The organism is Maribacter confluentis (assembly GCF_030505015.1).
In the GTDB taxonomy this organism is placed as follows: Bacteria; Bacteroidota; Bacteroidia; order Flavobacteriales; family Flavobacteriaceae; genus Maribacter; species Maribacter sedimenticola.
On sequence record NZ_JAUKUC010000001.1, the window covers coordinates 4,121,976 to 4,135,475 of the forward strand.

General features: G+C 34.9%; 14 protein-coding genes. 4 read left to right on the forward strand and 10 right to left on the reverse strand.

Features of this window, described 5'->3' with window-relative positions; translation table 11 throughout:
- Position 1 precedes the first annotated feature (1 nt).
- Both Q2T41_RS17940 and Q2T41_RS17945 read left to right on the forward strand, forming a co-directional pair.
- Positions 2 to 985, forward strand: a complete 984-nt coding sequence (locus Q2T41_RS17940; protein ID WP_304437196.1) for an FAD binding domain-containing protein — start codon at positions 2 to 4, stop codon at positions 983 to 985.
- An 11-nt stretch (positions 986 to 996) separates the two neighbouring features.
- Positions 997 to 3,204 carry a xanthine dehydrogenase family protein molybdopterin-binding subunit gene (locus Q2T41_RS17945; protein WP_304437197.1) on the forward strand — a complete coding sequence of 736 codons (2,208 nt, stop codon included), beginning with the start codon at positions 997 to 999 and terminating at the stop codon, positions 3,202 to 3,204.
- Between the two features lie 841 nt (positions 3,205 to 4,045).
- Here the strand turns inward: Q2T41_RS17945 and Q2T41_RS17950 are convergent.
- From Q2T41_RS17950 to Q2T41_RS17980, 7 genes are all read right to left on the reverse strand, one after another.
- On the reverse strand, positions 4,046 to 4,819 hold the full coding sequence (locus tag Q2T41_RS17950; protein WP_304437198.1) for a DUF6090 family protein: 774 nt from the start codon (positions 4,817 to 4,819) through the stop codon (positions 4,046 to 4,048).
- Between the two features lie 353 nt (positions 4,820 to 5,172).
- Positions 5,173 to 5,697, reverse strand: coding sequence for a hypothetical protein (locus Q2T41_RS17955; protein ID WP_304437199.1), 525 nt, complete (start codon positions 5,695 to 5,697; stop codon positions 5,173 to 5,175).
- A complete protein-coding gene (locus Q2T41_RS17960) occupies positions 5,690 to 5,872 on the reverse strand; it encodes a hypothetical protein (RefSeq protein WP_304437200.1) in 183 nt (60 codons plus the stop codon). Before Q2T41_RS17960 ends, Q2T41_RS17955 begins: the two co-directional genes overlap by 8 nt.
- Before the next feature lie 95 nt (positions 5,873 to 5,967).
- Positions 5,968 to 6,537 (reverse strand): Crp/Fnr family transcriptional regulator, encoded by a 570-nt coding sequence (locus Q2T41_RS17965; RefSeq protein WP_304437201.1) that lies wholly within the window; start codon positions 6,535 to 6,537, stop codon positions 5,968 to 5,970.
- Between the two features lie 216 nt (positions 6,538 to 6,753).
- Complete coding sequence (locus Q2T41_RS17970; protein WP_304437202.1) at positions 6,754 to 6,885, reverse strand: hypothetical protein; 132 nt, start codon at positions 6,883 to 6,885, stop codon at positions 6,754 to 6,756.
- 575 nt (positions 6,886 to 7,460) lie between these two features.
- Complete coding sequence (locus Q2T41_RS17975) at positions 7,461 to 8,684, reverse strand: serine hydrolase domain-containing protein (protein ID WP_304437203.1); 1,224 nt, start codon at positions 8,682 to 8,684, stop codon at positions 7,461 to 7,463.
- A gap of 558 nt (positions 8,685 to 9,242) precedes the next feature.
- Positions 9,243 to 9,677 carry a hypothetical protein gene (locus Q2T41_RS17980; RefSeq protein ID WP_304437204.1) on the reverse strand — a complete coding sequence of 145 codons (435 nt, stop codon included), beginning with the start codon at positions 9,675 to 9,677 and terminating at the stop codon, positions 9,243 to 9,245.
- 365 nt (positions 9,678 to 10,042) lie between these two features.
- Here Q2T41_RS17980 and Q2T41_RS17985 point away from each other — a divergent pair, with 365 nt between their 5' ends.
- Positions 10,043 to 10,414: a hypothetical protein gene (locus Q2T41_RS17985; RefSeq protein ID WP_304437205.1), complete on the forward strand. Its 372-nt coding sequence runs from the start codon at positions 10,043 to 10,045 to the stop codon at positions 10,412 to 10,414.
- Positions 10,411 to 10,617 (forward strand): helix-turn-helix transcriptional regulator, encoded by a 207-nt coding sequence (locus Q2T41_RS17990; protein ID WP_304437206.1) that lies wholly within the window; start codon positions 10,411 to 10,413, stop codon positions 10,615 to 10,617. The genes Q2T41_RS17985 and Q2T41_RS17990 overlap by 4 nt, the downstream gene beginning before the upstream one ends.
- Positions 10,618 to 10,836: 219 nt before the next feature.
- Here Q2T41_RS17990 and Q2T41_RS17995 read toward each other — a convergent pair whose 3' ends face one another.
- The 3 genes from Q2T41_RS17995 to Q2T41_RS18005 form a co-directional block, all read right to left on the reverse strand.
- The gene (locus Q2T41_RS17995; protein WP_304437207.1) at positions 10,837 to 11,349 is read right to left on the reverse strand and encodes a GNAT family N-acetyltransferase; all 513 of its coding nucleotides are present in this window, start codon (positions 11,347 to 11,349) and stop codon (positions 10,837 to 10,839) included.
- A 532-nt stretch (positions 11,350 to 11,881) separates the two neighbouring features.
- Complete coding sequence (locus Q2T41_RS18000) at positions 11,882 to 12,325, reverse strand: hypothetical protein (protein WP_304437208.1); 444 nt, start codon at positions 12,323 to 12,325, stop codon at positions 11,882 to 11,884.
- 324 nt (positions 12,326 to 12,649) lie between these two features.
- The gene (locus Q2T41_RS18005; RefSeq protein ID WP_304437209.1) at positions 12,650 to 13,447 is read right to left on the reverse strand and encodes a hypothetical protein; all 798 of its coding nucleotides are present in this window, start codon (positions 13,445 to 13,447) and stop codon (positions 12,650 to 12,652) included.
- Positions 13,448 to 13,500: the final 53 nt, after the last annotated feature.

Genomic DNA, 13,500 nt, shown 5'->3' on the forward strand with positions numbered 1-13,500 from the left:
TATGAATGATTTTAACTATAGTAGGTATGTGGATATAGGGCAAGCGGTAGATGACCTGACCAAAAAAAATTATGCAAAACCCATAGCTGGAGGCACCAATTTGTTGGACCTAATGAAATATAGGGTAGAGAATCCGCACTACCTGTTAGATGTCAATCGTTTGCCTTATCGAGAAATCGTAGAAGCTCCTAACGGTGGAATACGTTTGGGCGCAATGGTGACCAATGCGGATACAGCGTACCATTCGTTGGTAGAAAAAAACTATCCTTTATTGTCCAAAGCCATCCTATCCGGTGCTTCGGCGCAATTAAGAAATGCCGCAACCAATGGTGGAAATCTTATGCAGCGTACTCGTTGCTATTACTTTTATGATACTGCCACACCATGTAATAAAAGAGAACCTGGAAGCGGTTGTTCCGCAATTGGGGGTTTTAATAGAATTCACGCTATTTTAGGTACTAGCGAAACCTGTATTGCGACACATCCATCAGATATGTGCGTGGCCTTGGCGGCCTTGGATGCTGAGATTGTTGTGCAAGGTGGGGAAGGGGAGCGACGATTACCAATTTTGGAATTTCATAGACTACCTGGTGATACTCCGCAAAAGGATAACCATCTCAAGTCCAATGAAATAATCACCTTCATTGATTTACCTGCAGAAACATATAATCAAAATTTTGCCTATATCAAGGTCCGTGATAGACCTTCCTATGCATTTGCATTGGTTTCCGTAGCAGCGGCAATGAAACTTACGGATAATCGTATTGAGACCATAAGGGTAGCCTTGGGCGGTGTTTCCCATAAACCGTGGCGTTTGCCGCAGGTGGAAGAGAAATTTGTGGGTAAGGAGGCCAATAATGAAAATTTTGAACAACTAGCTGAAGAATTATTGGACGGGGCCCAAGGTTTTGGGGATAATGATTTTAAAATAAAGCTGGCGCATAAAACAATAATTAGGGCTTTGAACGAGGCCAGGAAACTATAACACAATTGCAAATGGATACGGCATATATAGGAAAATCTAGGAAACGGGTAGATGGAGTAAAGAAGGTTACCGGGTCGGCAACCTATGCGGGCGAATTTAAACCTGTAGGATTGGTTCATGGCTATGTGGTGAACAGTACCGTTGCCAATGGAAAAATTGTGGCTATACATACCGGTAAGGCAAAAATGATAAATGGCGTACTTGACATTTTCACCCACGAAAACCTACCGGATGATTTACGTCAAAATGTTGATTATACGGACCCGTTGTCCCCACCCGGTCATCCTTTTAGACCTTTGTATAACGACCAGATACTATACAACGGTCAGCCTATTGCATTGGTCGTAGCGGAAAGCTTTGAATTGGCACGTTATGCCGCCGGCTTGGTTGAGGTGGAGTATTTAACAGAAGAATGTACTACGGACATTAAAAAGAATAAGGGCAATGCAACCACGGAGGGTGTGGAGGATACCGCACCGGACAGAGGTAATGCAGAACTATCATATGCTAACGCCGCTGTACGTATAGATGTGGAATACAGTCAGCCTAGACATTACCATAATCCTATGGAACCTCATGTTTCTATAGCGGAATGGAACGCAAAAACTCAATCCTTTAAAATTTATGATAAAGTACAGGGTGTAAACAGTAGCCAGAAATATATATGCGGAATATTTAACTTGGATACGGAAAATGTTCAAATATTATCACCTTTCGTGGGCGGAGGTTTTGGTTCTGGACTTCGTCCTCAGTATCAGCTGTTCTTGGCGGCCATGGCAGCACGTGAACTTCAACGACCTGTAAAGGTTTCTTTGACAAGGCGACAAATGTTTTCCTTTGGTCATAGACCTGCCTGTATTCAACAACTACAAATGGGTGCTTCCAAGGAAGGTAAACTGAAATCCATTATTCATAAGGCATACGGGGAAACCTCAAAATTTGAAAAATATAATGAAACTATCGTAGATTGGTCCGGTCTGATGTATCAGTGCGATAATGTTAAACTGGAATATCGTCTAATACCCGTAAATGTCTATACACCAATGGATATGAGGGCACCTGGAGGAGCTACGGGTATGTTTGCCTTGGAATGTGCAATGGATGAGCTTGCCATAAAAGCAAATATAGACCCGTTGGAATTTAGGCTTATAAATTATGCTGATAAGGACCAAAATGAGGACAAACCCTTTTCAAGCAAAGAATTAAGGGAATGTTACCGGCAAGCGGCAGCGTATTTTGGCTGGTATAATAGACATGCAAATACTCAAATAAAAGATGATTCCATTTTGGTAGGTTACGGTATGGCAACAGGATGTTGGGAAGCTATGCAACAAAAATCATCTGCTAAGGCTGTACTTACTTCTTCCGGTAAATTAGTGGTCAGTTCAAGCACTGCGGATATTGGTACCGGAACTTATACGGTGATGTCACAGATTGCCGGGGATACCTTGGGTATTGCTATGGAAGAAATTACATTTCAATTAGGAGACACCTCATTGCCCAAAGCACCTATAGAAGGGGGTTCCTGGACGGTATCTTCAGTAGGCTCTGCGGTAAAGGCGGTCTGTAATCATTTAAAAAAACAATTGATAGATCTGGCAAAGGTAAACGTTGACGAAGATTTGGATCATGTTGATTATGATGAGGTATCCTGTACTGATGGAACATTGATTTTTCCAAACGGTACATTGGTCAATATGAGCACTTTATTGGTAACGGCCGGACTTGATTCTATTGAGGCTGAAAATGCATTAGAGCCTGAAGAACGCCAAGAACAATATTCTTCTTATGCGCATTCATGTGTTATGGTTGAGGTCCATGTTGATAAGGATTTAGGTATGATTACTGTACCAAGGGTTACCAGTGCAATTGCAGGTGGACGAATCATTAATCCTAAAACGGCAGAGAGCCAAATCTTGGGTGCTATTACATGGGGCATAGGTATGGCCTTGGAAGAAGAGGGTATGATAGACGACCGCAGTGGTAGAATCATGAATGCCAATCTTGCGGAGTACCATATGGCAGTCCACGCCGATGTTCAACAGCTAAATGTACTTTTCGTAGAAGAGCATGATGATATAGTAAATCCGTTAGGGGCAAAAGGACTTGGGGAAATAGGGATTGTTGGAGTTGCCTCTGCAATTGCCAATGCCGTTTTTGATGCTACTGGAAAACGGGTGCGCAACTTACCTATTACATTGGATAAGCTATTGGAATAAGTGTGGAAAACTTTGTTTAACGAAATGTATGGCATTATTATTTTAGAAATCAAGATGGCAATATTGTTATGGAGAAGACATATAATTTACTTGATGTATTTGAAATGTACTGTCTTTGCTATAAATCAATCTGTTTTTGTTGAAGAATTTCATTATCAATATATCCCAATCTTTACATAATAGGTTAATCCTTTGTTCTTAAACGCACAACTTGCTAAAATTTATCATTAATATGGGATTAGATTTTTTATCTTTTTTAATGTTGCCAATAACACGTTCATGCGCAGGCAGGTGTTAGAATACCTTAATTTTTAACGTTCAAAAATGCTAGCTAAGCTACATTTTAGGTTTTTAAATTTATTCAAAAGAATCTTGAAACTAAACTTTGACAGGCTATAAGCACCGTCCTTCGTTTATTTCTTCAGCCGTGCTGCGTATAGGTTTTGTGGGCATGAGTTTTTATTTCGTGAATTAACTATTTTCGTTTTTAACAGATTAATAATTTTATGAAGTCGGAATTATATTATTGGAAGTATTATAAGACCATTCCTTTTGGTTATTTTTAAAACCCATGGGTCTTTTTAGAATTTCTCTAAAGCAAAATAGTCTACAACTCAATTTTGCTAAAACTTATATTAATTTACTATTCAGGCTTCTGTATAAACCGTAGCATCAAAATTACACTTGATTTTCTGATAAATACATAACCAAGCTTTTATATTTTGATTATAACTTTTCTATTCTCAATCCAAACATATCAATTTAGCAGTCTTTGTACTAAACACTAAAGCTTTTATTTAAAAATTGCTAAGTATGTTTTATTTACGTTATTGAGCTTTCGTTATTTTTTTTCTTCCAGTTCAGATTCAACCAAAGTTAATATCTCACTTGAGTATTCTAACATTTTAATATACAATTTTAATCTATTATTTTCTACACCTGTTTTCATAGCTAGTGGGTGCAAAATATTTGGGTTATGATATAACTCTATTAATTTTTTATTCTGGAACTCGACATCTTTTTTAACCTTGTTTAAGCCAACAGTTTGTCTAATTCTATTATCTAAAAATAACGTTCCAATTGATTTAAATTCATAATGTAGTGTATTTAGTAAATTCATGGATAAAGTTTCATCTTCAAATCCTTGATTTATTTCAGAAGAGAAGAACGCTAATTTTGACTTAAGAGTTTCGCTTTCTAATATTTTTAAATCTCCACTTCCGATCAAAGCTTGATAACTTCCTAAGATAGGTTCTGCTCTATAATAATTAAAAGCTCCATAGTAGATTAAAGAAATAATAGAATCTCTCTTGTATTTTAAATCCTTTCTTTCCAAACATTCTATAAGTGATTTGCAATTATCAATTACAAACGTTTGATTATCAATTATCTTTGAATATATTTTTTCGTTTTCGATAAAGTCTTTTTGAAGAGATTTGAGTATTAGTATTTCTCTCTTTTCTTCTTTTTGGTTTTCATTCCAATTGTTAATATATAATGCAACTAGTATTCCAATTACGACAAGTACAACTTCACCAATGGCATATTTTAGATACTTTCCGGTTTTTCCTTCTGACAGTAAGTTTTGCCTAATTATTCTAAAGAATTTTAACATTGATTTAGTGGTTGGTCATATTGAAGCATAATAGTATTGAAAAAAAAAAAGGCGTCATTTTTTGAGCCTGATTTTTAAACCGTGAAAATATGATTTTGGTTGGGGGAGAGCTTAAAGATAATTAATTTTGACTTATTTTCATTACGTAATTAGCGGGCTCTCCAACCACAGATTTTCATTGTTATCTTTTACAGCAAATAATATATTATTGCTTAAGCGCTTTCTCTTAAAATTAAGTAAATGTATTTCTATTGAAATGAAACAAATCTGTATTGTTGGTCCCTTTCCAGATATTTCCTGCTTTATCCTCTACAATAGATCAATTATGATAATTGTATGGCTATATTTTTTAATCATTCAGATTTCAATATTTTAAAATCCTTAAAATAGCCTTCGGTTCCAATATCTACCCAAAGTGCGATACTCCCTGATTGGGTCTTTCCCTTCATTTCGTTCACAATGAATGATGCGTATTCTTGGTCGTTCAAGTAGAGTTTTGCCTCTTTTCCTTTGAATTCTACTCTCAATATAATCCATTCATCCAGTCCGATATTTGCATACGTTTCAAACTCGCCCTTTGATTCCGCCCTTAATCGGTCGAATTTATAGTCTGGATAGGCATAATATTGTACGGTATGATTTCTAGCAAATTGATTATCCGACCTACCCACATTAGGTCTTATGTATATCGATTCGTATGCTGAATTGTCTTCATTTGCCCTAAACGCTACGCCAATAAATCCCTGAGACCCTTTGAATGGGGATGGAGTTTGAATTCTACTTAACATTTTCACTTCAAAGACACCATTTTGGATATCCAGATTTTTTACTTTCACATATGTCGGCTCATCCACGGTATTCGATAAGTTCTCAATCAAAGGGCAAGGATGTTAAATCCCGTTCTACTTTTAGAACTTTTTCTCCTTCTAGTTCCACAATGGTTGCTTTTACGTCAGAAATTTCAAATTCCCTTTCTTCCCATTCTATGGTTTGTGCAGAGACATTTATAATAACTAGAAGAAACACTATTGTTGCAAATAATGAATATTTCATAACCAAATGATTTTAAGTTTGTTACGTTTTAATAATGCAAATTTAACTAGGCATTGATAATTTAGTCATTGACAAAAATCAAGAAATAGGAAAATTTATTTTTTTGCCCTTATCCTGCTAAGGGTTTCAGGTGTTATTCCCATATACGAAGCAATCATATACTGGGGTACTCTCTGTATGATGTCGGGATATGTTTCTACGAAAATTTCATAACGTTTATCTAGGGGTAAACTTATGATATTGGCCGTTCTCTTTTGAATTGCCATGTATGCATCGGTCATCAAGATGCGTATATAGCTTTCATATTTTGGCAATATGTCCAAAAGTCTAACGTGTGATTCCTTGCTAATCAAGACAAGCTCCGTATCTTCCAAAGCATCAATGTTGTACGTTGCAGGTTTTTTTTTGATAAAGCTGTTCAAATCTCCCATTGTCCAACCCTCAAGCCCAAAAAGGACTACATTTTCATCTCCTTTTGAATTTAGCACATATGCCCTCAATACACCTTTTTCTATGAAAGTTATGTGTTCGGTAATTTCTCCAGCGTAAAGAAAGTGCTCCCCTTTTTTTAATTTTTTTAGGGATAAATGGTTGAGTAGTATTTTCTCTTCTTCCAAATCTAGTGTCACTTTCTCTCTAAACTTTTTTATAAATAGTTGTGACATAAATTGGGAAGTTTATTTTTTCAGCTTGCCGCTAACGGTCTAGGCTCATATGTTTGTTTCTATAGTTGAAGATAAGATATTTAGAATAATCTATTTGTTTAAAGGAAAGTGTAATTACTCGTTTCGGCTAGATACTGAATATGGAAATCGTCGCTTAGGTTTATACATTTTCCAATCTAATGTTTTAAAACATTAGATTGGAAAATAAACAATAGGTTAAATAGAAGTGACAGAGAGGTCTCTACCTGGTACATTGAAAAGTGATATCGTTTCATAGAAATCCCGCCCTTCTATTATTTTCTTGGATTCTGGACAGTACCTAAATCCTTTGGATAGAATTCGAATCAAGTGCGAGCAAAGATGATAAAGGGAATTATGGCTTAAAACCCAAAGAAATGGAAAAGTGTTTTAAAAAGAGTCTTGGCATAGATGTTTCAAAATTGAACTTCTCATTGTCACTAGGTTCCCTAAAGGTTGGTAAAGAAATCCGTGTCCAGTCCGTTAATTAACTTTAGAGAACTGGCTTAGGGCTTTTCATAGAAGGTTCTTTTAGGCAACGTATTTATTCCGGTTTAGGTTTACCCGTATAAGGCTTAAATACAAAATTTGAGTTTGGATCAAGAAATCTCAAAATCTTCAACTTCACAAAGGTTAGGTCAAAGTAATTCTCGTCATAAATTTTCAATATTAAATCGGCAAATTATGAACGATTTAATTCTAGCCCTTACTGTATTATATCAGAAGTTTTTTGACCAAAAAGAAAATTTTTAGAACCAGCAACATTTAGGTATTTCTGACCCAACAATGCACTTTCAATAGATGGCATTATTTTGTTAAAACCTTAACATAAAACAACATATTACTAATGATTATCACCTTTTTCATATGTTGCATAACACTTGTTGGAAACCGTTTTTATTTTTTTAATTTATCTTTCCCGCATATATTTCCATAGTTCGCCATATGGAAATAAAAGAAACCAGCATATCTCGACTTGCACTTGCATCACAATTTGTTATTAGTATTCTTCCAATATTTGTTTCAGGATTAAATGATAAATAAACTGTTCCACCTAAAAGATTGCCACCATTATGCATTATTCCGCCATCTTTAGCCAATTGCCAAAAAACGCCAATATTTTGAAAATTTCTTCCAGTTTCTTTTGACAATGTAACATGTTCGGTTAATAATGGACTCATCATGGTTTTGAACGATTCAGCCGTAAGAAGTTCACTTTTACCATTATATCCTTTAATCATTTCAATAAGGTAAGTGCTTAATTCATTACAGTTTGTAAGCATTCCACCATCTGGATAAGTATTCTCACCGAAAATTGGTGTTGCTATATGCTCATCAGTTACATATGAAGTGGTTAGTGAATCAATGTTAATACTTTTTATATCAAAAGTGCTGTTCTGAAAATTTAACTTTTTGAATAAATTTTGTTCAACGAAACCATCAAAACACTTACCGCTTACTCTTTCAACAATGTATGCGGCTAATGTGGCTCCTAAATTTGAATATTGGTAATGACTTCCAGGAGGGTTTTTCAAGAATGTATTTTTGTTATACCATTTACCTTTTTCGGAAAAAACATTTTTACAATATTTCTTTAGAGATAGTCTTTTGTTCTTTTTATAATTTTTAACATAATCCAATGTTTCTTTATCCAGCTTACTATCGTTTAGATTGGTTTGTTTGATAAAGTATCTCCCACGTAAATCATAATTATTTTCTGTGTCAATAATTCCTGAAGTATGTGTTACAAGTTGTTTTATTGTAATGATAGAATCTTTAAAATGAGGATTGTAAATTTTATAGGGTAAGTAATCATTGATTGGAGAGTTTAAGTCTAGTTTTCCTTCTTCGACCAACTTCATCACCGCAAATGATATTGTAGTTTTTGTAGTTGAAGCAATCAGTTGAATAGTTTTCAATGTATATGGCTTCTTGGACTTAAGGTCAGCGTAACCATAAGATTCTTGAAATAGTACACCTTGGTCATTCACAATTGCAACAGCAAATCCTGGTAAATTCTTTTTATTATAGAATTTTTCAATTTTCGTTTGAAGCGTATCCTTGTAGTTTTGGCTAAAACCCAATAAGGGGAAAAGAAAAATTAATATAATTGTTACTATTCTTTTCATTCTTAGTTTTAAATGGTTGCTATCGCAGCGCTATGTGTAGTACGCGATATTTTATGGAAATATAGTAAAAATCTTTATTGGTTTTCGACGGTGAAGGGAGTAAAATATGGCGGTCCTTCCGAGCGTAGCGAACACATGAATTCGTTAATAAATAAACAGTTATGAATAAATTACATATAGTGACGTGATATGTTGGGTTGTTTTCTTTCCCTAAGAGTCGTCTTTAGAAAAAGTTCCCTTATCCTACAGTTTTAAGTAATCTTACATAGCGCTGTGAAGATATTGCATTTCCCTTTGTGCGAGAATCGAGGTACGAGATGTAGCACATAGGGTCGACGTAGGAGAATGCAACATCATCGGTCTCGGCTATGATTAGTACGGGACTAAAAGTGCGCTTTTGTTTCCGTTTAAGTGATTAGCCGAATCTTTTCGTTTGTTTTTATTTTTTCTGTTTAAAAAGCCAAATCCAAAAGATTTGGCGGACACTCTAAATATACCCAAAACTTAGTGTTGAGGACGAAAACCCGTATTAATTATAGCCATTGTTGTGCAACGTTTTTATTTTTCAACCCTAATAAATATGGGTATTCTAAATTCTCCTTTTCTGCTAGTTCCGTTTTCGTCCATAAGACACATATTCAGTTCGAGGTTTTTAAAAGCCCTGAGGACTTCAGCATTTAAAATATCATTTTCCGTATTTGCATTTGCATTAATTAATTCTCCGTTTGAGTCAAAATTAAAAGTGCATCTAATTCGATATTTATTCTCCGGTATTTTGTCAAGAACATCTTGATTCAAAACCTTTTGTATTTCTTTTGCCAATTCCCTTTTAGAACAGCTCTTTTTACTATTCCAATTCGAAACGCTTTTACAAGAATTTGTTATGACGGAATATTCTATAAAATTAGATTTGTCCGCAATACTGTCCTTTTGAGATTGTCCAAATATTTGACTTGATAAAAAGAGAGTGAATACTAAAAATTTTATTTTCATTTATAAATTGTATCTGAGTGAAAAGTCCATTTTTGGATTTCAAGTCCGACTAATATCTTTTAATTGGTCAATTTTAGTGCCACTTTTATTTGTTTGACAAATGTTAGTTAATATACATTGTTTACAAAAGTTATAGATTAGAGTTTAAGCTAAGATTAGTTGCGTGTTTTAAGCAACTAATTTAGCAAATACAAACCGAATAGAAAATCCGAGAGGATTTTCGTAAGTAGGCTCGCACCAGCAATTAATTTTATACGGTGTTATATTTAGTTTTGTTATTATATACTTGTCTATATGTAAATTATAGTTTACATTTGTTGCGGTATAATTTACAAAAATGATTTAATATGAAAACAAATAGTCAATTGTTACTCCCATGGTTCAGGGGTAGTTTTTATTTCGGTATTGCTTTTTCATTACTTGCCTTAGGCTCCCTAGTTTTTGAAATAGTCGTGAATGGAAACTGGTTTGTTGAAAGTTTAATTGGACATTTAGGAATAGGTTTACTGTTTCTGTATTTTTCTGGGAAGCCAATGGTAGATGAAAGAATCCGGTATTTGAAGTTTAAAGGACTGGCCATAGGATTTGTTATTACATCCATTTCAGGAACTATTTTAAACTATTTAATAACATATCCTGATAGTCATCAAGAGAACGGGATTTCATCTTATTGGTTTGCACTGTCCTGTCTTGTGATTGCTTTTGGAAGCTTCACTATTCTAAAATTCAGAGAATGAAAAATCTTATAAAAGTAGAACGGGCAAGAAGTGATTTGTCACAAGCTGCATTAGCTGAAAAAGTAAATGTTACACGTCAAACTATTCATGCCATTGAAAAAGGTCGTTTTGTTCCATCTACAGCACTAGCTTTTAAAATTGCATCAATTTTTAATATCAAAGTTGATGAATTGTTTGAATTGGAAGAATCTGATTGGGATTGATATGTTTTAAAAATTAAATATAACGGTTAGTATATGGCAAGTAGGGCAGTAGAAAGCGATGAACTTTCAAGTTTGCACTGAGCCAAAAAGTTGTATTTTGTTTTTAATTTATTCATTTTTAAAAGCCAAATCAACGATTTGGCGGTATTTGTAAATAGCACTGAACTTTCGTAAACCACTAAGCGCCCTATTTGCTATATACCGTGTTAGCTACTGGCTTTATTCTATTTTTAGTTTCATCATAATGTCGGTTTGTTCATCGTTTCCAAGTTTGAAAACGTGTTTGTCAAACGCTTTAAATCCATTTTTTTCATAAAATCGGATTGCTCTTGGGTTTTGTTCCCAAACTCCCAACCAAACATATTCCACATTTTTTTCTCTTGCCAATTCAATGGCTTTGTCATATAATATTTGTCCGACTTTTTTTCCGTGAAATTCTTTTAGCACGTAAATCCTTTCAATTTCGAGTGCGTTTTTGTCTTTAATTTCGGTTTGAGATTCTCCAACGTTTACTTTTAAATATCCGATTGTTTTTCCGTCAAGTTCCGCAAAGTAAAATTCAGCGTTTTGGTCCGTCAGTTCCGTAGTCAGTTTTTCCGTTGAAAATCCGTTTTCCAAATATTCTTTCATATTCTCCTCGCTGTTTTCCGAGGAAAAAGTTTCGGCAAAAGTCAGTTTTCCGATTTCTTTTAGTTTTTCAATATCTTGAATATTTACTTTTCTGATTTTCATTTTTTATCGTTCATTTTTTCAGCTTGCAGCTAACGCAGCGCTATGTGTAGTCCGCGATATTTTATGGAAATATAGTGAAAACCTTTTTTGGTTTTCGACGGTATTGGGAATAAAATATGGCGGTCCTTCCGAGCGTAGCGAACACATGAATTCGTTAATAAATAAACAGTTATGAATAAATTACATATAGTGACGTGATATGTTGGGTTGTTTTCTTCCGTTAAGCGTCGTACTTAGAAAAGTTACCCTTATCCTACGGTTTAATGTGATCTGACATAGCGCTGCGATGATGTTGCATTTCCCTTTGTGCGAGAATCGAGGTACGAGATGTAGCACATAGGGTCGACGTAGGAGAATGCAACATCATCGTCTGGGGTCTATGTTTTGTTGCGTGTGGCGGTCGATTGCCTTTTTCGGCAAGCGAGAGTAGCCACGTAAGCGACAAAAAAATAAAAAAGCACTCATTGCCTAAGCAATGAAATATAGTCCCTGTTGGGTGCTGTAACCTCCCGTACTATTATGCCGTAATCTATCACATTCGATTTTTAAAATAATTTATAATTGAATCCTTAAATAAAGCCCATATGGTATATGCGATTATTAATATAGCAACCCCTTTTATAATACCCCATAAAGATTTTGATATTGTTGAGTTGTTTATACTTTCAGCTATAGTTTTTATGCTTGGTCGTTTGTTTGAATCTTTTAAGAATCCAAAACTATGATTGATTAAATCTTTTCTGTTTATGTCGTTTAAGTTGTCACACCATTTTTTGATACCAACAATACTAGCTTCTTTACCGTCTCGTGTTAAAGAATATGAGTCTTTTGTTATTTGTTTGACTAAACCACAGGCAATTAATTTGTTTAACGACTCACGCTGTTTGTTGTGCCATGATTTTTCATGTTCAAAATTCGGTTTTGTAAATCTAAAATTAGCTAATGACATAGAATCAAACAGTTCTTTAATCTCCATTTATAAAATTTTAGTCCTGCTCGTATTTCAGAGTAGGCAGGTGCTTTTTTATTTTAATAGACCCCAGACGTTGAGCGCAATTAGATTTAAGGGTAGAACGAAGGCACGTAGTTCTTTAAATCGTATCCGATGCAATGGCTTGTCGAAACAGCGTAGCAATTTGAGACAAGCCGTTGCTGAGGTTATTGCGCTCAACGTTTGGTATATGAGCTGTGGCGTTTCTCGGCACGAACCTTTCCTGATAAATACCGGCTTTGGGAAATCCGCAGGATTTTCCAAGTGAGGACTGACCAAGCCATAGCTTATATACGCTGTTAGCAAGCGTTATTTTGTTTTCATCGTTTTATCAATTATTATTTTTTGGTCAGTTTTGAATTCGGTTTCTGATGCAAAGAATTCATTATTACTTTTTTGTCCATATCCAAAAGCCCACATAAATAATTCAACTCCTAAATTAGAGGGTTGAATTATAATACCTGATTCATTGGCGTCACTAAATTTTGTTTTTAGATAGTCGGCTGGTCCATATGAAAAGTTTTCTATTAATTCCTCCTTGTTTAAACCCCAAATGGAATGAGTCATTAATGTGTCAAAGTTCGCGAGTTCCTCGCTCGTAAAATCCATTCCCTTCAAATAAGTAGAATAAGGGATAAAAATTTCCATTTTTCTTCGGTCAGTACTTTCTCCTATATTCAAATTTTGTCCGTCAAAATGATTCTTAACTGCTGTATAAATAAGGTAGTGTGTTCTCAACTGATAAGTCGATAGACGTGTTACTAGAGAAACAAAATAAGCTCCTCTATCATCTCTAGAAATTCCACTTCTAGAAGAAGCAAGAACTCCACCGAAATATTCAACTTGTAATTCCTCTTCGCACCAAGAACCTTCTTGAAGAATTCCTTTCAGCACCTTTGGCGGAACTTTTCCTGGTTCGTTTATTTTAGCGCCTAATTTCTTCTCCGCATTTTGAAATATTTTGGAAGTATTATTTACTTTTTTTTCTGTCCATTCTTTAATTTGATTTCCGACATAGTCCGCTGTTGGTCCTAAAATCTTTTCGACAACTTTGGCTCCACCAATTGCACTTCCTAATATTGTTAATCCAGTTCCTGGGTCTATCATAAGTCGAATTTTGTTGTAATGCTTGCTAACGGTCTCGTATAACCGACAGTTAC

Excerpts from the sequence above, each read along its gene's own strand:
- Q2T41_RS17940 (WP_304437196.1), top strand. The coding sequence starts at position 2 with ATGAATGATTTTAACTATAGTAGGTATGTGGATATAGGGCAAGCGGTA.
- Q2T41_RS17945 (WP_304437197.1), top strand. The coding sequence starts at position 997 with ATGGATACGGCATATATAGGAAAATCTAGGAAACGGGTAGATGGAGTA.
- Q2T41_RS17950 (WP_304437198.1), bottom strand. The coding sequence starts at position 4,819 with ATGTTAAAATTCTTTAGAATAATTAGGCAAAACTTACTGTCAGAAGGA.
- Q2T41_RS17960 (WP_304437200.1), bottom strand. The coding sequence starts at position 5,872 with ATGAAATATTCATTATTTGCAACAATAGTGTTTCTTCTAGTTATTATA.
- Q2T41_RS17965 (WP_304437201.1), bottom strand. The coding sequence starts at position 6,537 with ATGTCACAACTATTTATAAAAAAGTTTAGAGAGAAAGTGACACTAGAT.
- Q2T41_RS17975 (WP_304437203.1), bottom strand. The coding sequence starts at position 8,684 with ATGAAAAGAATAGTAACAATTATATTAATTTTTCTTTTCCCCTTATTG.
- Q2T41_RS17980 (WP_304437204.1), bottom strand. The coding sequence starts at position 9,677 with ATGAAAATAAAATTTTTAGTATTCACTCTCTTTTTATCAAGTCAAATA.
- Q2T41_RS17990 (WP_304437206.1), top strand. The coding sequence starts at position 10,411 with ATGAAAAATCTTATAAAAGTAGAACGGGCAAGAAGTGATTTGTCACAA.
- Q2T41_RS17995 (WP_304437207.1), bottom strand. The coding sequence starts at position 11,349 with ATGAAAATCAGAAAAGTAAATATTCAAGATATTGAAAAACTAAAAGAA.
- Q2T41_RS18000 (WP_304437208.1), bottom strand. The coding sequence starts at position 12,325 with ATGGAGATTAAAGAACTGTTTGATTCTATGTCATTAGCTAATTTTAGA.
- Q2T41_RS18005 (WP_304437209.1), bottom strand. The coding sequence starts at position 13,447 with ATGATAGACCCAGGAACTGGATTAACAATATTAGGAAGTGCAATTGGT.